The sequence below is a fragment of the Bradyrhizobium sp. genome, from assembly GCF_035652035.1.
Taxonomy (GTDB): Bacteria; Pseudomonadota; Alphaproteobacteria; order Rhizobiales; family Xanthobacteraceae; genus Bradyrhizobium.
The window spans coordinates 1-22,004 of sequence record NZ_DASREO010000091.1; the positions used below are offsets into that span (position 1 = coordinate 1).

Annotated in this window: 24 protein-coding genes; 15 read left to right on the top strand and 9 right to left on the bottom strand. The window is 62.1% G+C overall.

Features of this window, described 5'->3' with window-relative positions; translation table 11 throughout:
• On the bottom strand, positions 1-957 hold a 957-nt coding region (locus tag VFB05_RS23910), incomplete at its 3' end, for a tripartite tricarboxylate transporter substrate binding protein (protein ID WP_325016903.1).
• A gap of 138 nt (positions 958-1,095) precedes the next feature.
• Here VFB05_RS23910 and VFB05_RS23915 point away from each other — a divergent pair.
• The 5 genes from VFB05_RS23915 (at position 1,096) to VFB05_RS23935 (ending at position 7,570) form a co-directional block, all read left to right on the top strand.
• On the top strand, positions 1,096-2,160 hold the full coding sequence (locus tag VFB05_RS23915) for an ABC transporter substrate-binding protein (protein ID WP_325016905.1): 1,065 nt from the start codon (positions 1,096-1,098) through the stop codon (positions 2,158-2,160).
• Between the two features lie 9 nt (positions 2,161-2,169).
• The gene (locus VFB05_RS23920) at positions 2,170-3,543 is read left to right on the top strand and encodes an MmgE/PrpD family protein (protein ID WP_325016907.1); all 1,374 of its coding nucleotides are present in this window, start codon (positions 2,170-2,172) and stop codon (positions 3,541-3,543) included.
• A 108-nt stretch (positions 3,544-3,651) separates the two neighbouring features.
• Positions 3,652-4,407, top strand: a complete 756-nt coding sequence (locus VFB05_RS23925) for a 3-oxoacyl-ACP reductase family protein (protein WP_325016909.1) — start codon at positions 3,652-3,654, stop codon at positions 4,405-4,407.
• Positions 4,408-4,492: 85 nt separating this feature from the next.
• Complete coding sequence (locus VFB05_RS23930) at positions 4,493-6,631, top strand: molybdopterin oxidoreductase family protein (protein ID WP_325016911.1); 2,139 nt, start codon at positions 4,493-4,495, stop codon at positions 6,629-6,631.
• 156 nt (positions 6,632-6,787) lie between these two features.
• Positions 6,788-7,570, top strand: coding sequence for an enoyl-CoA hydratase/isomerase family protein (locus tag VFB05_RS23935; protein ID WP_325016913.1), 783 nt, complete (start codon positions 6,788-6,790; stop codon positions 7,568-7,570).
• Between the two features lies 1 nt (position 7,571).
• On the opposite strand, the gene VFB05_RS23940 is transcribed toward VFB05_RS23935, so the two are convergent.
• The 5 genes from VFB05_RS23940 to VFB05_RS23960 form a co-directional block, all read right to left on the bottom strand.
• The gene (locus VFB05_RS23940) at positions 7,572-8,024 is read right to left on the bottom strand and encodes a hypothetical protein (RefSeq protein WP_325016916.1); all 453 of its coding nucleotides are present in this window, start codon (positions 8,022-8,024) and stop codon (positions 7,572-7,574) included.
• Positions 8,021-8,482, bottom strand: a complete 462-nt coding sequence (locus tag VFB05_RS23945) for a hypothetical protein (protein ID WP_325016918.1) — start codon at positions 8,480-8,482, stop codon at positions 8,021-8,023. Before VFB05_RS23945 ends, VFB05_RS23940 begins: the two co-directional genes overlap by 4 nt.
• 71 nt (positions 8,483-8,553) lie before the next feature.
• Complete coding sequence (locus VFB05_RS23950) at positions 8,554-9,243, bottom strand: DUF4336 domain-containing protein (protein WP_325016920.1); 690 nt, start codon at positions 9,241-9,243, stop codon at positions 8,554-8,556.
• 11 nt (positions 9,244-9,254) lie between these two features.
• Positions 9,255-9,674 (bottom strand): hypothetical protein, encoded by a 420-nt coding sequence (locus tag VFB05_RS23955; RefSeq protein ID WP_325016922.1) that lies wholly within the window; start codon positions 9,672-9,674, stop codon positions 9,255-9,257.
• A gap of 64 nt (positions 9,675-9,738) precedes the next feature.
• A complete protein-coding gene (locus VFB05_RS23960; RefSeq protein ID WP_325016925.1) occupies positions 9,739-11,439 on the bottom strand; it encodes an amidohydrolase in 1,701 nt (566 codons plus the stop codon).
• A 354-nt stretch (positions 11,440-11,793) separates the two neighbouring features.
• On the opposite strand from VFB05_RS23960, the gene VFB05_RS23965 reads away from it, so the two are divergent.
• The 3 genes from VFB05_RS23965 to VFB05_RS23975 all read left to right on the top strand — a co-directional run bounded on the left by VFB05_RS23965 (position 11,794) and on the right by VFB05_RS23975 (position 13,188).
• Positions 11,794-12,246 (top strand): hypothetical protein, encoded by a 453-nt coding sequence (locus VFB05_RS23965; protein WP_325016927.1) that lies wholly within the window; start codon positions 11,794-11,796, stop codon positions 12,244-12,246.
• A 420-nt stretch (positions 12,247-12,666) separates the two neighbouring features.
• Positions 12,667-12,867, top strand: coding sequence for a hypothetical protein (locus VFB05_RS23970; protein WP_325016929.1), 201 nt, complete (start codon positions 12,667-12,669; stop codon positions 12,865-12,867).
• 60 nt (positions 12,868-12,927) lie between these two features.
• Positions 12,928-13,188, top strand: coding sequence for a hypothetical protein (locus tag VFB05_RS23975; RefSeq protein ID WP_325016931.1), 261 nt, complete (start codon positions 12,928-12,930; stop codon positions 13,186-13,188).
• 289 nt (positions 13,189-13,477) lie between these two features.
• On the opposite strand, the gene VFB05_RS23980 is transcribed toward VFB05_RS23975, so the two are convergent.
• Positions 13,478-13,837 (bottom strand): VOC family protein, encoded by a 360-nt coding sequence (locus VFB05_RS23980; protein ID WP_325016933.1) that lies wholly within the window; start codon positions 13,835-13,837, stop codon positions 13,478-13,480.
• 247 nt (positions 13,838-14,084) lie between these two features.
• On the opposite strand from VFB05_RS23980, the gene VFB05_RS23985 reads away from it, so the two are divergent.
• Both VFB05_RS23985 and VFB05_RS23990 read left to right on the top strand, forming a co-directional pair.
• Complete coding sequence (locus tag VFB05_RS23985; RefSeq protein WP_325016935.1) at positions 14,085-14,348, top strand: hypothetical protein; 264 nt, start codon at positions 14,085-14,087, stop codon at positions 14,346-14,348.
• A 111-nt stretch (positions 14,349-14,459) separates the two neighbouring features.
• Complete coding sequence (locus tag VFB05_RS23990; protein WP_325016937.1) at positions 14,460-14,921, top strand: hypothetical protein; 462 nt, start codon at positions 14,460-14,462, stop codon at positions 14,919-14,921.
• Between the two features lie 150 nt (positions 14,922-15,071).
• On the opposite strand, the gene VFB05_RS23995 is transcribed toward VFB05_RS23990, so the two are convergent.
• Positions 15,072-15,533 (bottom strand): hypothetical protein, encoded by a 462-nt coding sequence (locus tag VFB05_RS23995; RefSeq protein WP_325016939.1) that lies wholly within the window; start codon positions 15,531-15,533, stop codon positions 15,072-15,074.
• A gap of 138 nt (positions 15,534-15,671) precedes the next feature.
• Here VFB05_RS23995 and VFB05_RS24000 point away from each other — a divergent pair, with 138 nt between their 5' ends.
• The 5 genes from VFB05_RS24000 to VFB05_RS24020 all read left to right on the top strand — a co-directional run bounded on the left by VFB05_RS24000 (position 15,672) and on the right by VFB05_RS24020 (position 21,347).
• Positions 15,672-16,265 carry a DUF3592 domain-containing protein gene (locus VFB05_RS24000; RefSeq protein ID WP_325016941.1) on the top strand — a complete coding sequence of 198 codons (594 nt, stop codon included), beginning with the start codon at positions 15,672-15,674 and terminating at the stop codon, positions 16,263-16,265.
• A gap of 69 nt (positions 16,266-16,334) precedes the next feature.
• On the top strand, positions 16,335-16,925 hold the full coding sequence (locus VFB05_RS24005) for a hypothetical protein (RefSeq protein WP_325016943.1): 591 nt from the start codon (positions 16,335-16,337) through the stop codon (positions 16,923-16,925).
• 775 nt (positions 16,926-17,700) lie between these two features.
• Positions 17,701-18,051, top strand: a complete 351-nt coding sequence (locus tag VFB05_RS24010; protein ID WP_325016945.1) for a UBP-type zinc finger domain-containing protein — start codon at positions 17,701-17,703, stop codon at positions 18,049-18,051.
• Between the two features lie 552 nt (positions 18,052-18,603).
• Positions 18,604-19,755 carry a lactonase family protein gene (locus VFB05_RS24015; protein WP_325016947.1) on the top strand — a complete coding sequence of 384 codons (1,152 nt, stop codon included), beginning with the start codon at positions 18,604-18,606 and terminating at the stop codon, positions 19,753-19,755.
• A gap of 260 nt (positions 19,756-20,015) precedes the next feature.
• The gene (locus VFB05_RS24020) at positions 20,016-21,347 is read left to right on the top strand and encodes an MFS transporter (protein ID WP_325017351.1); all 1,332 of its coding nucleotides are present in this window, start codon (positions 20,016-20,018) and stop codon (positions 21,345-21,347) included.
• A 149-nt stretch (positions 21,348-21,496) separates the two neighbouring features.
• Here VFB05_RS24020 and VFB05_RS24025 read toward each other — a convergent pair whose 3' ends face one another.
• The gene (locus VFB05_RS24025) at positions 21,497-21,943 is read right to left on the bottom strand and encodes a helix-turn-helix domain-containing protein (protein WP_325016949.1); all 447 of its coding nucleotides are present in this window, start codon (positions 21,941-21,943) and stop codon (positions 21,497-21,499) included.
• Between the last annotated feature and the right edge of the window lie 61 nt (positions 21,944-22,004).

Below are 22,004 nucleotides of genomic sequence, written 5' to 3' on the forward strand. Positions count from 1 at the left end.
TTTCTTGACCACTTCCGCCCATTTCGCAATATCGCCGCGCAGATATTTGTCGAATTCGTCTGATGTCATCGACATCGGCAGCGCGCCCTGGTCCTTCCAGAGCTTGACGATATCCGGCCGCTTGACAAAGGCGGCGGTTGCCGCCGCGAGCTTGTCGATGATCGGCTTCGGCGTTCCCGCTGGTGCCATCAAGCCGAGCCAGATCGTGGCCTCATAGCCTGATACCCCGGCCTCGCTCGCGGTCGGCACGTCAGGCAGCACGTCGGAGCGTTTGGTCCCGGTGGTCGCAAGCGCGCGGACCTGCTTCTCGTTGATGTTGGGCGCCATCGCCGGCACAGCGTCGATCATCATCTGCACCTGGCCGCCGATCACGCCCGAACGCGCCTCGCCGCTGTTGCGATAGGGTACGTGCAGAACGTCGATCCCCGCCATGCTTTTGAACAGCTCGCCCGCCATGTGATAGGGCGTGCCCTGGCCGGAGGAGGCGTAATTCAGCTTGCCCGGCTGCGATTTGGCGAGCGCGATGAATTCGGCCAGCGTCTTCGCCTGCACCGATGGATGCACCACGATCACGAGGTCGGAATAATTGATCGGCGCGATGGGGGCGAGGTCCTTCATCAAGTCGTATTTGCGCTGCGCGGCCGGCACCAGCGATTCGTTGGCGGTCTGCGTGTTCGACATCATCAACAGCGTGTAACCGTCCGGCGGCGACTTCGCGACCTCCTGCGTGCCGATCACGCCGCCCGCGCCGGTACGATTCTCGACCACGAAGGGCTGGCCCATCGTTTCCTGGAAGACGTTGCCGACCAGCCGCGCCGCCACGTCGGCCGGCCCACCCGCGCCGAAGGGAACGATGATCTTGACCGGCCGCACCGGATAGTCTTCGGCCTGGGCGCCACAGACCGGCGCCGCGAGCAGGGCGGTCAGCAGCACAGTTGCAAACCTTGGGACGGTCATCTCGTCTCTCCCGAAACCTTGTTTGTTGCAGTCTAGCCCAGCTGCCATGCAAAGCAGCTGTCGACGATAGGCTAGGTTTACGCCCTTGGAATAAAAGATAATTTGCGGGGTCCCATCGCCAACAATGGAAACGCCCCCATGAAGAACCGCAAATTTTCGCGTCGTGACCTGCTCAGGGGCGCAAGCATCGTGGTGGCGGGCGCGACATTCTCGACGCGGGTAATGGCGAGCAGCCCGCCGCCGGAGCCGGTGACGCAGGCGCTGATCGACGCCGCGAAGAAGGAAGGGCAAGTCAGCTACTACACCTCGACCGACCTGCCGGTCGCCGAGAAGGTGGCGAAGGCCTTCGAGGCGAAGTATCCGGGCATCAGCGTGCACACCGAGCGCACCGGCGCCGAACGCGTGTTCCAGCGTATCGGCCAGGAATATTCCTCCAACATCCACGCGGTCGATGTGGTGAACTCGTCGGATGCCGCGCATTTCATCGTCTGGAAGCGCGACGGCATCCTTTTGCCATACGTGCCCGAGGATGTCGCGAAATATCCCGCCGAGCATCGCGACGTCGACGGGCAGTTCGCGAGCTTCCGCGTCTGGCTCTCGATCATCGCCTACAACACCAATCTGGTGAAAGCGGAGGACGCACCGAAGAGCTTCGCCGACCTGCTCGATCCCAAATGGAAGGGCAAGATCGTCAAGGCGCACCCGGGTTACAGCGGCACCATCATGACCGCGACCTATCAGATGCAGCGCGATCTCGGCTGGACATTTTTCGAGCAGCTCGCGAAGCAGAACATCATGCAGGTGCAGTCTTCGGCCGATCCGCCGAAGAAGCTCGATCTCGGCGAGCGCGCTGTGATGGCCGACGGCAACGAATACAACATCTTCCAGCTCAAGGAGGCCGGCCGCCCCGTCGAGCCGGTCTATGCCAGCGAAGGCTCGCCGCTGATCATCGGCCCGAACGGCGTGTTCAAGGACGCGCCGCATCCGAACGCCGCAAGATTGTTCCAGTCGTTCTGCATGAGCCGCGAGGCGCAGCAGCTCATCATCGACGTCGGCGGCCTGCGCTCGGTGCATCCGGACACCCAGGACAAGGCCGGCCGCAAGCCGCTGAAGGACATCAAGACCATGAAGGACGATGCGGCGGCGGTCGAGAAGCAGGGCGATCAGATCAAGGCACGTTACTCCAAGATCTTCCACGTTTGATCGCGGCTCATGAGTCCCGGCCCGCCGAAGGTGTCGGTTGCGCAAACGCTTGCCGACAAGATCGTTGCGCTGAAGCCGGGCAGCCTGCCCGCGACCACCACGCGCAAATGCGAGGATTTGCTGATCGACGTGGTCGGCCTCTGCGTCACCGCACGCAATGAGGACTACGTCAAGAGCGCGCTCGGCGGTTGCGACGATGACGGCGCCTGCACCGCGATCGGACATGCGCGCACGCTGACCGCGGTGGGCGCGGCGTTCGTCAACGGCACTGCGGCGCACGGCGAAGACTTCGACGACACTTTCGAAGGCGGCCCGGTCCATGCCGGCGCGGTGATCGTGCCGGCCGTGCTCGCGGCCTGCGAGCGCCATAATCCGGATGGCCGCATGGCGCTGATCGGGATTGCCGTCGGCACCGAGGTGCTGTGCCGGCTCAGCCTCGTGGTACCGAAGGCCGTGCACAAGGCCGGCTTCCATCCGACCGCGATCTTCGGCGCGATGGGCGCGGCTGCCGGCGTCGGCGCGGCACTCGGTCTCGACGCCAAACAGATCGTCGATGCGCTCGGCATCGCCGGCAGCATGGCGGGCGGCATCATCGAATATCTCGCCGAGGGCGCGTGGACCAAGCGGTTGCATGCCGGATGGGCCGCGCAATCGGGCCTGCGCGCCGCGCTCTTGGCACGCTCCGGCTTTGTCGGGCCGCGAACGGTGTTCGAGGGCGTGCATGGCCTGTTCCAGGGCTTTGCGCACACGACGCAAGGTGACTACGCTGCCCTGACCGGCGATTTCGGCACGCGCTGGGTCACCGATACGCTGGCGTTCAAGCCGTATCCATGCGGGACCATGGCGCAGCCCTACATCGACTGCGCCCGGCGGCTCGCCGCGCGCGGCATCAAGCCGGAGAATGTCGAAGCGATCCTGTGCGAGGTCGCGGAAGGCACGGTGCACCGGCTGTGGGAGCCGCTCGCCGACAAACAACGCCCGCGCAACGGCTATGCCGCGAAATTCGCGGTGCCGTATTTGCTGGCGGCCGGCTTCGTGCATGGCGGCGTCGGGCTCGGTGCGTTCACCGAAGACGCAATCAGCGACGAGCGCGTGCTGGCGCTTGCGGCCAAGGTGAAATTCGTCATCGATCCGGACAATCCGTATCCGAACAATTACACCGGTCATATCAAGGCGACGCTGAAAGACGGCAGCGTGGTCGAGGAACGCCAACCATATTTGCGTGGCGGCGCGCAGGAGCCGCTGACGCAGCAGGATATCGTCGACAAGTTCGCGCTGAACGTTCAGCATGGCGGCTGGAGCAAGGCGCAAGGCGCGGCTGCGCTGAAATTGCTTGCGGGGCTTTATCAGGGCAAGATCGAGTTGAAGGCGCTGCGCTCGTAGTTCTCGTCATGCCCGGCCTTGTGCCGGGCATCCACGTCTGTCTTTGTTGGCGCCAAAGACGTGGATGGCCGGGTCAAGCCCGGCCATGACGCAGGGTAGGGGACAGAAATGAGCAACACCGAACTCAGCGGCAAGGTCGCGATCGTGACTGGCTCGGGCCGCAACATCGGCCGTGCGATTGCGCTCGCACTGGCCGATGACGGCGCTTCCGTGGTCATCAACTCGCGCAGCAACCGCGACGAGGCCAAGGCGGTCGCACGCGACGTCGAGACCACAGGCGCGAAGGCGCTGGTTCATATCGGCGACATCGCCGATCCCGCCGCAGTGCAAGCCATGGTCGATCTGGTGGTGAAGGAATTCGGCCGCATCGATATCCTCGTCAACAATGCGGCGTTGCGACGCGAAAAGCCATTCGCCGAGATGACCTATCAGGATTGGCGCGAGGTCATGAACGTCATTCTCGACGGCACCTTCCATTGCGTGAAGGCCTGCCTGCCGCATCTGAAAGCAAGCGGTGCGGGGACCATCGTCAATGTCGGCGGCCTCAGCGCGCATACCGGCGCCAGCGACCGCGCCCATGTGGTGACGGCAAAAGCCGGCATCATCGGTTTTACCCGCGCGCTCGCCCATGACCTCTCCGCCGACGGCATTACCGTCAATTGCGTCGTGCCGGGAATCATCGGCACGCCACGGCCGAAGAACACGCCGGAGCCAGCCCACCATTTGATCCACCGGACGATCACTGGCGAGCGTGGCAAGCCGGAAGATGTCGCGGCGGTCGTGCGGTTCCTGTGTAGCCCGGCCGCCCGCTACATCAACGGCCAGGCGATCCATGCCAATGGCGGGGCTTATTTCGGGGGGTAGGGCCCGTCCGGCTGCATGGCTTTTCGGCCATCTGCGCAGGAAACGCGCTGGCGACTCCCGCTTTTGGTGTTAATCATAGTATGCCATGAACCAGCACACCAAGATCGAGACCGAGGCGCGCGGCAAAATCGCCATCCGGCATTCGACCTGTCCGCACGATTGCCCTTCGGCCTGCGCGCTCGACGTCGAGGTGATCGACGGTTCCTCGATCGGCCGTGTCAGAGGCTCGAAGCTCCAGACCTATACGGCCGGCGTGGTCTGCGCCAAGGTGGCTCGCTACGCCGAGCGCATCCATCATCCGGAGCGGCTGACCCATCCGATGTTCCGCGTCGGTCCGAAGGGATCGGGCAAGTTCGCGCGGATCTCCTGGGACGATGCGCTCGACGAGATCGCCGGGCGTTTCAACGCCGCCGAGCGCGAGTTCGGGGCGGAATCGGTCTGGCCTTATTATTATGCCGGCACGATGGGGCTGGTGATGCGCGACGGCATCAACCGTCTCGCCCATGTGAAGAAATATTCGCGCTTCTATTCGACGATCTGCTCGACGATTGCGCGCGTCGGCTTTGCCGCCGGCACCGGCAAGATCGCCGGCGTCGATCCGCGCGAGATGGGCGTCTCGGACCTCGTGGTGATCTGGGGCACCAACCCCGTCAACACCCAGGTCAACGTCATGACGCACGCGATGCGCGCGCGCAAGGAGCGCGGCGCCAAGATCGCGGCCGTCGACGTCTACAACAACGAGACCATGAAGCAGGCCGATATCAAGATCCTGCTGAGGCCCGGCACCGACGGCGCATTCGCCTGCGCCGTCATGCACGTGCTGTTCCGCGACGGCTATGCCGATCGCGCCTACATGGACAAGTACACCGACTGCCCTGGCGAGCTCGAGGCGCATCTGAAGAGCCGCACCCCGGAATGGGCCTCCAGCGTTTGCGGTGTGCCGGTGGACGAGATCGAAGCTTTCGCGCGGCTCGTCGGCCAGACCAAGCGAACGTATTTCCGCCTCGGCTATGGTTTCACCCGCAGCCGCAACGGCGCCGCGCAGATGCACGCGGCGCTGTGCATTCCCGCGGTGACCGGCGCGTGGCAGCACGAGGGCGGCGGCGCGTTCTTCAACAATTTCGCGCTCTGGAAGTTCGACGAGTCCATTATCGAAGGCCACGACACGATCGACGACACAACGCGCCGGCTGGATCAATCCAAGATTGGGCGCATCCTCACCGGCGATGCGGCGGCGCTGCATAACGGTCCGCCGGTCAAGGCGATGCTGATCCAGAACACCAATCCGATGACGGTGGCGCCGGAGCAGGCGCTGGTGCGCCGCGGCTTCGCGCGCAAGGACCTGTTCGTCGCGGTACACGAGCAGTTCATGACCGAGACCGCTGTCATGGCCGATGTCGTGCTGCCGGCGACGATGTTCATGGAGCACGACGATCTCTATTACGGCGGCGGCCATCAGCACATCTCGGTCGGCGCCAAGCTGATCGAGCCGCCCGGCGAATGCCGTTCCAACCACGAGGTGCTGCAAGGCCTCGCAACGCGCTTGAAGATTTCGCATCCGGGCTTTGAGATGTCGCCGCGCGAGCTGATCGACGCCACTTTGCGCAAGAGCGGTCATGGCGGGATCGCCGAACTTGAAGCCGATCTGTGGCGCGATCTGCAGCCGGATTTCCGCACCTCGCATTATCTCGACGGCTTTGCGCACAAGGACGGCAAGTTTCACTTCAAGGCGGATTGGGCCAACGTGCCGCTCGGCAATGCCGGCATGATGGGGGCGTGGGACAAGATGCCGTCGCTGCCCGATCACTGGGCGGCAGCGATCGAAGAGGCGGACGAGGCGCATCCGTTCCGTCTGGCGACCAGCCCGTCGCGCAGCTTCCTCAATACGAGCTTCAACGAGACGCCGTCGTCGCAGGCGCGCGAGGGCGCGCCCAGCGTGATGATCCATCCAGACGATGCGGCTACGCTCGGCATCGAGGACGGCGACGCCGTCACGCTCGGCAATCTGCGGGGCGAGACGACATTGATCGCCAAGCACTTTGACGGCGTGCGGCGCGGCGTGCTGATCGCCGAATCCATCCATCCCAACAAGGCCCATATCGGCGGCAAGGGCATCAACATGCTCACCGGCGCCGAGGCCGTCGCCCCTGTCGGCGGTGCGGCCTTCCACGACAACAAGGTCTGGATCAAGAAAGCGGACGCCGAGGCGATTCCGACGCCGTAGACTTACCGCCAAGACGCACTCTAAAATCTAGGCGTCATTGCCTGCGACAAACGCAAGGCGTTTGCGCGAGGGAGCAACGCGACGAAGCAATCCAGCTCTTTCTCGCGGCTTTCTGGATTGCTTCGCTATCGCTCGCAATGACGGGAGGAAACACCCATGACCGACACTTCAGCCGTCCTCATCGAAAAGCGCGGGCCAGCGCTGTGGATCACCATCAACCGGCCGGAGAAGCGCAACGCCATCAATGCCGACGTCATCGCCGGGATCTCGCGCGGCTACCGCATGGCGCATGACGACGCCGAGGTTCGCGTGATCGTGCTGACGGGTGCGGGCGAGAAAGCGTTTTGCGCGGGCGCCGATTTGCAAAATACCGGCGGCGCGTTTGCGCATGATTTCGCGAAGCCCAATGTCGAGTTCGCCGATCTGTTGCGGCAATCGCAGAACGCCACAAAACCCGCGATCGCGCGGGTCAATGGCGTCTGCATGGCCGGCGGCATGGGGCTATTGTGCATGACCGACATGGCGGTTGCGTCCGACCACGCGATCTTCGGCCTGCCGGAGGTGAAGGTCGGCGTATTCCCGATGCAGGTGTTGAGCCTTTTGCAGTCAATCGCGCCGCGGCGAGTCATCAATGAATGGGCCATCACTGGCGAGCCGTTCGATGCAAAGACCGCACAAGCCGCGGGATTGTTGAATCACGTCGTGCCGCAGGCCGAACTCGACGCCAGGGTCGATTGGCTGATCGGCCGCATCGTCGACAAATCGCCGACCGCTATCCGGCGCGGAAAATACGCCATGCGCGCGGTCGCCTCGATGTCGTTCGACGAGGCGATCGCCTACACCGAAAGCCAGATCGCACTGACCGCGATGACCGAAGATGCGAAAGAGGGGCTGAAGGCGTTTGCGGAGAAGCGCAAGCCGGTCTGGCCGGGGAAGTAGCTCACTTGACCAGCTCGCAGCCCTCGAAAGCATCGAGCGAGTTGGCAGCGAACAGAAAGTTGAAGTGGCTGTTCACCTTCGAATCATCGGCGAAGTTCAAGACCGCGGGGCTCGAATAGTTGCCGCGGATGAAGCAGGTCTTCTCTGAGTAGAGAATATAAAGGCCCTCCTGCTTCTTGAACCGATCGGCTTCGCGCGGCGACAGCTTCGCGCGATAGACATTCTTGTCATTCACGACCGTCAGCATCAAGCTGTCTTCCTTGCGTTCCGTCAGGAACACCTTGAGGCTGATATAGTGACCACGGCAGGTGAAGAGCGGCGTCTCGCCGCCTGTCGCGTTCCAGTTCTTTGGAAACAGCGCGCGATCTGCTTCGCAATTGGCGGCGGTGGCTGGGCTTGCGAAAGCGCTTGCCACGAGCAAGGCTACAAGCAGCGCGCTCTTCCAACGTGTCATGGTTTGCTCTCACGGTTGTCCAGTTGCATCACGGCGGCCCGGCTTGTCAGAGCGGAGGCGAGCGCGATCAGGGCAGTTGTTGCGACGAGTGCCGGCGGCGGAAATGCGAGGTGGCCGAACCAGTACCAGTTCTCGAAAACAAAGCAGCCTGCGAGCAGCGCAGCCGCCAATGGCGCGGACAGGAGCAGGGGCGCGAAAGACTGCGGCGCGCGCGTGACATAGACCGGGAAACACGCAACGAGACACAGTCCGGTGGAAAGGCCGATCAAGCGTAAACATTGAGCCGGTGTGAGGCTCTCGATCGAACGTATCATCCCGCTGACGGCTTCAGCCCATCCGTCGCGCATGAATTTCTGGGTCAGACCGATCATGCCGAGGCTCGTCCAAAAGATGACCGTGCCGGCCAGCAGGCAGATGGCCAGTCGCGTCACGGGCGTGTTTTGCAGCGTAAAGCGCATGACGTTTCTTTGTCGGCCAAGCGCTGCCAAAGGTTCGCTCCCACCGACACCCTTCCTGCGGATAAGGTCGCTCACCCCGTCAGCCATTGAAAGGCGCGGCCGATGAAGGCGCGTCCGTCAGTCGTAACGGGCTCACCGTGCGCCATCAGCACCTTCTCAGCGGGCCATTCAAGGATCCGCGCCAGCGCGGATCGTGCGGCGCGGCGGTTGAGAAAGGTGTTGCGGAATTTTCGCGGCACGGCCGGCTCGTCGCCCACCATGAGATCGAGCTTTGCCACGGTCTCCCGCCAGCCGGAAAACCAGCCTTTCGGAAACTGCTGGACCAGATCGGTGAACAGCACGGTCGCGCTCTTGCGGTGAAAGAACACGACCTCGGTCGTGATCAGATTGCCTGACACCACGACCTGATCGATATCGCGGGCCCATTCGGCGGCCGGCTCGTTGCCGAGGTCGGCGGCAAAGTTGATGTCCCTCCGCTTCTTCCGCAAACGGGGAGGCGCCCAGATCTTGGCATCGGGATAAGCGCGCCGCCAGTCGTCGAGAAACAGATGATGCAACGAATTTGGCGGAACGAGATGGTGCACGTCGCCGAACACCTCGATCTCATAGCGAAGTTGCTCGGTGAGCTTGATCGGCGACCAGACGAAGAGGCTGCGATCCGAAAGGCGGATGACGGCCATTCGCGTTCGATAGTGGAAGCCGCCGGTCGACACGTCGGTCCCGTCGGCAATCCAGATTTCCGGACCGAAGTGTTTGAGCATGGCTTGATGGACTAGTCCCGATAAACCCAGGCGCCCGCCAGCATCGACAGCACCGCGCCCACGAGCCCTGCAAGTGAGCCGACCACGATCGTGTTCATCGGATAAGCGCCGAGCGCGATATTCCCGAGCTCCGGCGCGAAGAACGCGCACACCCAGACCGCGACGCCGACTTTCGCCGCGGTGGCCGGCCCCGGAGTGAGCCTGGATCGAACGGCGGCATAGATCCACATGCCCGTAACGCCAATCAGGACCATGACGACCAGCCAGATCAGCGAGGCGACAAGCTGCGACGGCGCATGATTGAGCGGACCCATGGCTTTCGCCCAAGCTCCCCAGTCGCTGCCGAGGATCACGTTATTCGTGCCAGTGGCGCCGACGAACAGAATGATGCCGGCGAGAACGCCGCCATAGAAAATGCGTGTCGTGTTCATGCGCCCCCCTTGGGTCCATTCACGCATGGGAAACTAGGGTTTCACGGTCGCGGTGTCGAGGTCGCTACCGTAAGCCGTCCCCCGGCGCGTGAAAGACTTCGCGGCCGCCGACCCAGGTCGAAAGTGCTTTCATGTCGCGGATCGTCTCGGGCGGCACGGTGAGGAAATCGTCCGTCAACACCGCGAAGTCGGCAAGCTTGCCCGGCTCGATCGAGCCGCGGTTTTTTTCCTCGCCGATGAGCTTCGCGTAGTTGATGGTGACGAGCTTGAGCAGCAGCGGCCGCGAGGCGATCTTCTGATCGGCGCCGTAGACGCCGTCCGAAATCGTGTCGCGGCTTGCCATGTGGTAGAGATTCCAGAACGGATTGAACGGCACCACGGGACTATCGGTGCCGCCGGCCACCAGCAGGCCGGCATCGAGATAGGTTTTCACCGGCGTTACTTCGCTCGCCGTCTCCCAGCCCCAGTATTTCTTCAGCACGGGCGCTGCGAGATAGAGGTGGTCCTGCGCCGAGACCGCGATGTCGAGCTGCTTCAGCCGCGCGACCTGTTCGGGCCGCGAGACGAAGGCATGCTCGACCGACCAGCGCTTGCCCTTGATGGAGGCGTCCTTGTCGGCCGCTGCATAAGCATCGAGCACTTCATCGAGCGCGGCATCGCCGACCGCGTGGGTAATGACGTGCCAGCCCTTGCTGTTCAACTCGCGCACGACTTCGGTGTAGACGGAGGGCGGCGACACCGTGAGGCCGGTGAACGTGCCGCCTTTGCCATAGGGTTCGAGATAGGGCTTTGACAGGTGACCGCCTTCGAAGCCGCCGTCGACCATCAGCTTGACGCCGTCGACCTTGACCCAGTCGTCGCCTTCGCCCTGATGCGTGCCCCAGGCCTCCATCGCCTTGCGCGCGGCGTCCGCCGAGCGCAGCGAAAAACCCGGCATGTAGACGGTCCAGCGCAGCGTCAGCTTGCCTTCCGCCTCCGCCTGCTTCATCAGGTGGTAGGCCGCGATCATGTCGCCCTTGTAGGCGCCGGGGACGCGGATCGCGGTCATGCCGTAGGGCGCGACCGCCTTTTGCGTCGTCAGGATGTCGTCCACGCTCACGGGTTTCGGGCGCGGCAGTGTCACCAGTCCCTTGGCCTCGTCGAACAGTTCGCCGGTCAATTCACCTGAGGCATTGCGGCTGATCTGTCCGCCCGCCGGTACCGGCGTATCCCTGGTGATGTTCCACTTCTTCAAGGCAGCCTGGTTGAGGATGTATTCGTGGCCGCCGCGCACCAGCACGACCGGCTTGCCCGGCGCGGCCTGCTCGATCTCGTCGGCCGTCGGCAGGCGTTGCTCCTTCAGCTGCGCCTCGTGCCAGTCGGAGTTGGAGACGATGATCGTATCGGCCTGCGCAGCCGCTGCCGCATTGGCAACCGTGGTCAGGAGCTCGCCGAGCGAGCGCACATGGCTGAGATCGACGCCGGCGCCGCCGCCCTCGTTGTGGAAATGGTCGTCAGTGATGCCCGGCGACACGAAGTGGCCCTTGAGGTCGACCACCCTGGTTTGCGGACCGACATAGCGGCTTACGTCAACGTCGGTGCCCGTCGCAACGAAGCGATCACCCTTGACGGCAAAGCCCTGCACCACATGATCACCGTCATCGGCTGTAAAGACCTTGCCATGGATGAAAACGGTGTCGGCCGGGGCGGGGGTTTGGGCCTGCGCGGCGCTTGCGGCGGCACACGCGAGGGCAACGGCGAGGACAAAGAAGATTCGCGGATTCATGATCGTTTCTTTATTGCTTGAACGAACAGAGGTTTGTGGCCGAGATCATACTGAATGCCGGCGTCATTGCGAGCGATAGCGAAGCAATCCAGAGCCGCGAAAAAGCTCTGGATCGCTTCCGCTTACGCGAAAGGACGCTTCGGCGGACTCCAAGCCCGCCATAGCTAGCGCAGCTAGCGACGGCGGGTCGTCGTTGCACTCCTCGCGATGACGGGGAGGTACCTGCACTTTGCATCTCCCGGCCATTGCCGACATGCACGATCATGATGACGCAAACCTGCATTCCCGCCGCGCCAATCGCGCCCAGGTCTTGCCAGATCTCTGCCCCCGAGAAGAGGGCGCAGGGAATGCCGGGTGATCAAGCTCACCCGCAGCCTCGTGCGCAAAAATGAAAGCACACGAGTAAGTCCACCACAGGTTCGCCGAACGATCCGGCATTCCCTGCACGACGGTTTTACGACTTATTCCGTGCTCTCTCCGGCGATCGGGCTTTTTGTCACCGTCCCCGCGCAACGCGAAGCGTTGTCGCGAGTTCGCGCCAGCGTCGAGGCGCTAAGACCACACGGCTTCGTCGTCCGCGCTCCGGCGCATTCGTCGCATGCGCCAGCTCGCGTCCATCGCATCCCGCATCCAACGTTCGTGACGATCGCGAAACGCCCCTCTTATCGGGCACGGGACGCGCGAAGAGAAACCATTGATTTGCCCGACGTCACAACTGAAACGCCTGCGACAGATTGGCACGACGGGCAAATCACCTCGCACGGGGAAAATGCTGTCAAGGTCAAATCATCGCCTCGCAGCGGCTGAGGCTTACAAGCATTTGCGGACACGAAAACCGTGAAGCTGTGAACCAGGACACAGACTCCTGTGTCGCGGCCAAATAGGAAACTGGCCCGGATGGCCTTAGCGAAGGTCCCTACCTCCCGCAACGCTAAGCCATCGGCGGCCCCGTCGATCCAACCTTGGCGGGGCCGTCTTCGTTTGCGCACGCCAGAACCACCGCGCTCCGGCCTGCCTGCATTGGACGCTGATCCGGGCCGTCCACATTTGCCTCTACATCCGCCGCCCATCTTCATGAACGTCCACTTTCGAACACAGCAGACATTGTTTGCGCGGTCGGTCAGCCCGAGGTTCAAGGCTGTCGTCGTTTCTTTTGCTGTTCCGTCGAAACAAGTCTTGGACTGTTGTGTTGGCTTTAGAACCACTCAAGCCAGAAGGAGCCATTCGATGGCGAAGGAACAAGAGAAAGGAATCGCGGCTGCCACCGGCTTCGGTCTGTTCGTGCCAAAAACGATTTTGCAGAATCAGGCTCTCTTGCTGAGATACTGGGCCGACAACATTGAGAAGTTCGCTCAGTTCTACGAGAGCGGAGCGGAGACGCTTCAGTCCCGCGTCGAACGGGAGGTGCACCGGTCGGATGCTGCTTAAGCCCTTTGACCAGCAATCGAGGCGCACACGAATGTGCGCCGCCCGCTAGGAGAAACCGCCATGAGAAAGATCGGATTGATTAGGGCGGCGGCGCTGTTATTCGCGGTTGTGGGATTTGCAACGGCCGCCTCAGCCAGGTCTTCAGAATTTCGACCAGGCTACCACGGGCGGCATGTGAACCATCACCTGCGCGCTCAGGACTACGACCATTTCGATTACGGCATCCGACGGCCAACTTACCACTCGGGCTGGGGCGGGCCGTACGGTGACGGTGACTACCCGGGCACGATTGGCCAGAAGATGGGACCTTCCTACTGGTAGCGAACCACGATCTGGTTGAACCACCTTCGGCCCCGGTCTCTCGGCCGGGGCCGTATTTGTTCTGGAATTTAGGTGTCGTCCGCGGTGACGCCGCTCGTCTGGCGCCGCCATACACGTCCGTCGCATCCCGCATTCAACGTTTGTGACGATCGCGAAAGGCCCCCTCTTATCGGGCGCGGGACGGGCGGAAGGTGTTCGTGATTTGCCCGCCGTCGCAAGCAAGCTGCCTGCGGCAGATTGGCACGACGGGCAAATCACCTCGCACGGGGAAAATGCTGGCAAGGGCAAATCATCGCTCGGCCAGCAGCTTCGCAAAGCTGAGTTCATGGCCGTCGGGATCGGTCAGGTGAAAATAGCGTTCGCCCCATTCGGCGTCGCGCGGCTGCGTCGACGGCCTGTGCCCGGTGGCGAGAGCCCGCTCATAGAGCGCATCGACATCGCTGACATAAAAAATGGTGCGGCCCCACCATGACCACTGCTTCTCCAGGGGCTGTGCGATCAGGTTAAGGTAGCCTGCTCCAGCGCGAAAGCTGGTGAAGGAAGCGCTTTCGCTGCCATGGGCGATTTCAAAACCGAGAGATGCGTAGAATCGCACAGCGCGGAGCATGTCGTGCGTGGCGAGCGTAACGGCACTGATCGCTTCGATCACGGTGACACCTCCGGGAATGCGGGGAAAAACGTCTCACGCATTTTCTACAACGGATTGTCGGGTCGATCGTTGCAGAACGGCTTCGGAGGCGTCGTGACCCTGCCGGCGTGACGCAACGCGGAACCCTGGCACCCGATCGACTTTGATCCAGGTCAAGGTCGCCGTTCCCTTGGCGCGCTCGGTTAGGGTTGGCCGCTCTTGGCGGCTCGTCACCTTTTCGTTCGCAAGTGCCGTGAGGAGGATTGTCATGCAGTCGGGAGAGCGAGGTTCGATCAAGTCAGTCACCGTGGCCGGGATTGCCGCCAGCGTCCTGCTCGGGCTTGCAGCCGTCACCGTTGGTCCGGCGCCGGCCGGGGCGGTGATCTACTGCACTTACGTTGGTTATCCGCAGGGCTGCGTTGCCAGGGCCGGTGTCGTGCTCAGGCCGCGCCCGGTGGCGCGCGCAGCGGTCCGGCACAATGTCGGCGGCAATCTAAACGGAGGCGTCAATCGCGTTGGCGTGCGGCGCTAGCGACCTGGTTTGCAAGATGGGTTGCAAGTCACGAACCTCGGCGTGCCGCGTTCGATCCGACCTTTGAGACGCATCGAGCGCGGGAGCCGAACGGCAAACGGGAGCATACACATGCCCATGGTGCGATATTTTCTTTGGGTCGGCGGTGTGTTGCTCGTGTTGCTTTTCATCGCAGACGCATGCCTTCCCAAATTGCCCGCCAGCGTCGCGGCCGACAGGCCGGGGCCCGTCATTCGCATTACTTCCGAGCGCAAAGGGCCCGAGCGCATCGTCTTCGACACCAGCGCCCCAATGCCGGGTGTCGCCGCCGCCGCGAGCTCTTTGCAAGTCAACCCCGTGCAAGAGAGAGCCGCCGTCACTGCGGATCGCGCGCGCGAGGCGATGGCGCAGGTGCAAATGCCGGATGGCGCCCGCGTGCAGGCAGAGAAGCCGAAGAAGCAGGAAGTCCAGCATCGGCAAAAAATCGCCAGGCGACATAGTGAACGGCAACCGCCCTGGATCGTTGCCCGGCCGCCGCCCAGGATCGCTCGCCCATCGCGATATGCCTGGTTTGGCGGCGGCTTGTGGTGGTGAAGGAATAACGTGTTAGGCAGCGGTCCGTCCAGGATCGCAAAACGGCAATTCCAAAGAGGCGGCCCTTCGGTCGCCTCTTTCGGTACCTGTGCGAGATCAGCTCACCTTGACACCGGCTCGTGGCCGAGACCCTCGCGGGGCGACGGCAGCCTAGTAGTGATACCAGCCGGTGTGTGCATAAGGCTGGCAATCCCAGAAGGATGTGCCGGGGGTGCACTCGTGGTAACCCCAGGGGCTTTCCGCATAGTAGCCACCAGCATTACCCGCGTATGTGCTTGCATACGCTGCATTGGGGTCGCTGGCATATCCGGCGGCCTGGTAGCCATAGGGCTGGCCATAGTAGCCATAGGGGGAGGTCGCGGCCGCGATTGTCGCGGCTCCGACCGCCAATCCCGTGCCAACGGCGGCGGCGCCATAGCCGTATGCGTTCCGCCGGTATTGCCGGCGTGCGACACCGGCGACGCTCACGGGAGTGAGCGGGCGGCCGACGCGAGCCTGAGCGCTTTCGACCGACAGGGAAACGCTGCCCTGTCCTGACCAATCGACAGACAGCAGCGTCGCAAGGGCGAGGGTTGTGGTTGCAATCGCAATTTTTCCATATCTCAATTTCATGACTTTTCTCCACACGTTATCCACCCAGCGTCGATGACGCTGCACCCGAGCCTCGGCGCGGTTGACATATGTCAAGGGTGTTCGGACTGTCGTTTTCCGTCCGTAACTTGCCTCGGCTTGATGTGGGGACATGATCGCATGCGCCTTCTCTGCATCCGACTTCAATCTTGCGCGGCCGCGATGGCGATGCTGGCGCCCGAGCGCGCGTTTGCGGGCAGCGCGATCGACCGGGGCGTGAAGCCTTATTTCGTGCTCGGCGGCGGGCTGGCCGCGCTGGTGTTTCTGGGCATCGGCCTGTTCCTGTTGTCGAGGGCGATCCGCACCCGCCGGCTCGCGGCCGCGGCGGTGCATTGGCCGACCACGGACGGCATGGTGATCGCGACTGATGTGATCAAGCGCGTTTCCAGGTCGGACGATGAGTACGATCGTTACGTCCCGCGTGTCAGCTACGCCTACACGGTGAACGGCGTTGGTCGCAAAAGCGATGTGATCCGCATCGGGCTTGGCGATCTGGGCTATCTGAGGGAGGAGCAGGCCCGCGAGCATCTGGCGCGGTATCCGATCGGCGCGACGATTGCCGTGCACTATGATCCGCAAAAGCCTGAGCGGGCGAGGCTGGAGGTCGGGCAGGCGGGCGCCGCCCGGTATTTTTTGGCCGGCATCCTGCTTGCCGGCGTTGGGGTCGGGGCGATGGTGTTTGCGATCTGGAGCGCCAGCCTGCCCGCGCGATAGCTTCACAGGCTCTCCGTCTCAGTGTGAAGCCTTGCTTCACAGCCCGTCCAGATTGTCGCGGATAGTCGCTTGCGAGAGGGCGTCCTATGTCGGGTTGCAGAGCAAGACCCACATCAACTCGGCGCCGAACCCGATCCGGGCGAAACGAGGAGCCAAACAATGCCAGTCGTCAATGTGCCATTTGTCCTGAGCGTCGCAGGCGCCTTCGTGGCGACTGCAGTTGTCGCCACCATCTATGTCTGGCCGGCGGTGCGCGCCTTGCCCCGGTTTGAGGCGTTAAGGCTCCTCGCTGCCTTTCATGCGTTCAGATTTTTCGGAATGAACTTTCTTGTGACTGGATTCGTGTCTTCCGAACTGAATTCGAACTTTGCCAGCAAGGTTGCATGGGGCGATTTCATCGCAGCGAGTTTAGCCCTTGTCTCGATGGCGGCGCTCTCCTGGCGCTGGTCGATCGCCATTCCGCTCGTCTGGCTCTTCAACATCTGGGGCACGCTCGATCTTCTGAACGCATACTACCTGGGCGTAACCCAGCTCCGGGATCCCGGGCTGATGGCCGCGGCGATCTATGTCCCTGCGCTTTATGTCCCGCTGCTGCTTGTCAGCCACGTGCTGATCTTCCTGCTTCTGCTGAATGCCAAGCCGGCTGAACAAGCCCGCTGATCTGCGCTCTCGGTGCGCCGCCTCGGCTTCGCTGTGGACGCTCGGCAAAAGCGTGTCCGGAAATACGTGGTAGTTTGATAAGGTCCTAAATCGTTCCTGTAATATCATCTTTATTTTGGGAACGCGGCAACAGCGCCAACGGTTGTCACGGCATGGAGGATTTGCCCATGCTTGCGTTTTACCTGCCGATCATCATCCTGAATGCTATGTTCGATGCGCGCACAGTGGCGCGCGAGCCAACCGATTTGTCCCGGCCGGAGCATCAGGATGACGACAAATCGTGATGCGACGCACAGAGACCAAAGACAAAATCTCGTTTGGACAGCGACTTGCCAACGAAGCTGAACGCGCGCGAGAGATGGCGCGCACGTTGCCTCTCGGAAACAAGCGTGACGCTCTTCTGGAAAAAGCTCGCCTCGCCGATCTCGGCGCACGCATCAACGGCTGGCTGGCGGGCCACGAACCAGAGCCGGTCAAAGCCACCATCCCGTTACGCCGGCGAGCAACCTAGAAAGCGATATCCGCGAGGATCAGGACGCAAGCCAAGGCCAGGGTCCAGACCAATACCAGTGATGTGTAATACATCAGGGTGTTTCGCGACATGATCGAGAATTCGGACGACCCGTTTTCAGACCGTTGACCTAGATCAAACCGGATTCATCCCCATGCCGCGCGGGCGGTATTCGCGCTTCTGATGGATATGTTACAGAGGTTGAATAAGGCAGGGCCGTGCATCGTTTACGAGTGAACGGCACAACTCCTAAGAGCAATACCCATGAACGAAAGGGAAGGCATCAACCCCGCGGCCAAGCCGACCGGAACAGGCTGCGTCGAGTGCCTCGCCCGGGGCGGATGGTGGTTGCATCTTCGCAGATGCGCCGAATGCGGCCACATCGGCTGCTGCGATGCCTCGCCAGGTCAGCATGCATCGAACCATCACGCGGCGACCGGTCACCCGATCATCACAAGCTTCGAGCCGAACGAGCGGTGGTTTTACGACTATCGCACTGACGAATTCATCACCGGCCCAAAGCTTCAGGCCCCTCACGCGCATCCGCCTGGTCAGCCTGTGCCGGGACCGGCTGGCGCGGTCCCTTCAAACTGGCAAACGCTGCTTCACGACTAAGGGCGCGCGGCTCTTTGGCGTCGCAAGCGCTAGTGGAGGGGATTTGACATTCGCTACTCACTTGGCCGCTTGCTCGTCAGCCGAATGTCCAATCCTAAACTCCACCAGTGTGGCGGTTCAGGAGTCCGCATCATTTGTGCCGAGGGTTCGCCATGCGGACTTCTAAACCAAAGCCACACTAGAATCATAAATTTACTAGTGTCCTATCGATTCCGAAGTTCGAAACGTGGTTCCGAAAAATGTTGCGAACTTCGGAATCGGGACGCTAGAAACCTATATTTGCTGGTGGTCCTTTGACTCTAACATTCGCAAAAGTGCGCGCTGCAAAGGGATGCGAACGTTAGAATCGGATCACTAGCCGCAGCGATGCCGCGCGACTTTCGGCTTTTCAGCCGAACCGACAACGATCTTCCCTGGTCCGAACCGACCCGCTACGATGCGATTCCAGCGCGTGGCAGGAATAACAAGCTACGCGTGTGATCGGTGGTGCGTTGGCCGGCAATCAATGCCGCTCAGAGCGTATCGCAGGGGGACATCAAAGGGAGGCTGAGCGTGAATACGATCGCAAGACTAGGAAGCCGGATCGCAATTGCCGGATTGATGGCACTGGCCGGCCACGTGCCGGCGCAGGCGGGGACATTCGTCTACGTATCGAATGCCGAGGATGGCGATATCGGAGTCTATAGCGTGCAGGCGGACGGCTCCCTGAAGCCGGGAGAGCACGTCAAGGCAGCGAAAGTCGTCATGCCGATGGCGGTGAGCCCGGACAAGCGCTTTCTTTACGCCGCAGCGCGTTCGAAGCCCTATACGGTGTATGTCTATTCCATCGACCGCAACACCGGCTCACTGAAGCAGGTCTCGACGTCGCCGCTGGCCGAGAGCTTTCCATACATATCGCTCGACAAGACGGGGCGCTATTTGTTCGGCGCGTCGTACAGCGCGAACCTGATCAGCCTCAATGCCGTGAAGGCTGACGGAAGCGTTGCCGCTGAGCCGCTCCAGGTGATCCCGGTCGGTCGTAACGCCCACTCGATCCGCATCGATGCGAGCAACAAATTTGTTTTTGTGCCGACGCTCGGTACCGACGAGGTGTTCCAGTTCACCTTCGACGCCAAGAAGGGACGGCTCGCTTCGAACACACCGGCGGTCTTCCTGGTGAAGGCTGGGCAGGGTCCGCGTCACTTTGTGACGTCGAACGACAACAAGTTCCTGTACCTTTTGACCGAGCTCACCGGTACGGTTACGACGTTCTCGCTCGATGGCAAGACGGGTCTGTTGACGGAAGTCAGTTCGATATCCGGCTTGCCGCCTGACACGAAACTCGGTCCCGGTCAGCCGCGCGGCCCGGCCGTGCCCGGCGGCCCGCCGCCGCGCAACACCGACAACGACATCTGGGCGTCTGACTTGCATCTGACACCGAACGGCAAATTCCTGTACGTGGCGGAACGCACGGGCAGCACGCTTTCGACATTCAGTGTCGACGGCGCGACCGGCAAGCTCGCTTTTCTTTCCAGCACAGTCACCGAGAAGCAGCCGCGAGGCTTTGCGATCGATCCGAAAGGAAAGTTTCTCGTGGTCTCCGGCGAAAAGTCGGACACGATCTCGGCCTACAAGATCGATGAAGCGAGCGGCGGTCTGACCCTGATCGGAAAGTATCCGGCAGGAAAGGATGCAAACTGGGTCGAGATCGTCAGTTTCGATTGAAGACACCGGGTCGAACCTGAGCGCGTGACCAGACGACTCTCGATCGCCCGCGTCCGGCGAACATCCATGTTCGTGCGGAGTTGGAACATGAGAAGAGTCACATATGTTGGTCCATGCGCGCCGCCCTGATCGCTATCAGGCGCAGCGCACCATTGGAAATGTCATTTGCGCTGCTCACGCGTGGCCGTCATAGTTTCATCAAACAGAAGGCCGGCGGTTTTTCCGAACCGACCTTCGATGACGGCAAGGGAGAGTTCGCCATGGACGGCATCGAGAAACGGGTCATCGGCAAGGTGATGCTGCGGCTTATTCCGTTTTTGATCGTGTGTTACTTCGTCGCCTATCTCGATCGCGTCAATGTCGGCTTTGCCAAGCTGCACATGAATGCGGCGCTCGGCCTGAGCGAAGCGGCCTATGGGCTCGGCGCCGGATTGTTCTTCATCGGTTACTTCCTGTTCGAGGTGCCTTCCAATCTCTTCCTCGAGCGCGTCGGCGCGCGGGTGTGGATCGCCCGCATCATGATCACCTGGGGGATCGTGTCGGCGGCCTTCGCCTTCATCCCGCATATCTCCTCGTCGACCGGCATTCCGACGACCGGTGTTTTCTATGCGCTGCGCCTTTTGCTCGGTGCCTGCGAGGCCGGCTTCTTTCCGGGCATCATCTTCTATCTGACGCTCTGGTTCCCGGCCGTGTATCGCGCGCGTGTCATCAGCCTGTTCATGCTCGCGATCCCGATTTCCTCGATCATCGGGTCACCGATCTCAGGCGTTCTGCTCGGCCTGACGGGCTGGGGACTCGACGGCTGGCAGTGGCTGTTCATTCTCGAAGCCTTGCCGTCTGTTCTGGTTGGCATCGGCGTCTTGATCTACCTGACGGATTTTCCGCGTCAGGCGCGCTGGCTGCAGCCGGACGAGATCGCCTGGCTCGAAAACGTTCAGGCGACCGAGAAGCGCAACAAGGAAACAGCCGAGCATTTGTCGCTGTTGCAGGCGCTCACCGATGCCAGGATTTTCCTGTGCGCGCTGGTTTATTTCTGCCTGAATGCCGCGAGCTATGGCGTCGCGTTTTTCCTGCCCACCATCATCAAGGGCTTTGGCGTCAGCGACGCCCAGACCGGATTGCTGGCGGCCTTGCCCTTCGTGTTCGGCGCCATCGGCATGGTGGTGCTCGGCCGGCATTCCGACCGCACCATGGAACGAAAGGGCCACGTCGCCGTCGCACTCCTGATGGCGGCAATTGGCGTCGGCCTCGCGGGCCTGATCGGCAATCCCTTCATTGTCATGGCATTGCTTTGTTTTGCGCAGATCGGCATCTCGGCGGTGCCGCCAATGTTCTGGCCGCTGCCGGCAAGTTTTCTCACCGGCGCATCGGCCGCCGGCGGCATCGCTGCGATCAACTCGATCGGCAATCTGTCCGGCTTCGCGGGTCCCTATGCGATGGGCTACTTGAAGGATCTTACGGGTGGCTTCACCGCGGGCCTGTTGCTGCTGGCAGGCTGCGCGCTGCTCGGCGCCGTTGTCGTGATGCTGTTGCGGATCGATGTCCGGCGCGAGCAGGTGTCGGGCGCGGTCGCGGGCGCGGCGCACGCCTGAAAGAGCTGGCTTGCCGGCCGGAAAGCGAATCTTGATGTCGGCTTTGACTCAAAAGTCGACGTCAAGAGCGCACTCAAGACGAAACTCCAAACCCGAGGGCTCGTCGTCTATTCGATGAGCGTTAGACCAGCCTCGCCGCCAGCCTGCCATCAGCCTGGCTCCCTGTGGGATAGCCGCCAGCGAACAAGCTCGTCTGCTCCGACCCCTTCCTTGACTGCAAGATCCTTGGCGCCCAACTGCTCGCCGGTCTTCTTGTCGAAGAAACCCCATCCCACCTCGGCGCCGGTTTTGCGATTCACGAACTTCATCGGCGGCCCCTTGGCGCCAGAAACATCACAGCGATCTCCGATCTGGGCGAGCACTGGCATGACGGCGGCGATCTGCCAGCCTTTCCTGGTTAGAAAATATTCAAAACGTTCCGGATTCGTCTGATAGCGCCGCCGCTCGATCAGGTCGTTCGCCTCCAGGTGCTTGAGCCGGTCGCTGAGCGTCGCGTGGGTCACACCCGTCGAATGGCGAAAATCCTCGTATCGCCTGAGACCGAGGACGAGATCGCGCAGGATCAAGAGACCCCAGCGATCGCCAATCGCCGCCATGACGCCGGCAATCGAGCAAATCATTCCATCGAAACCCTTTGAGCGCATTCAACAAACCCTT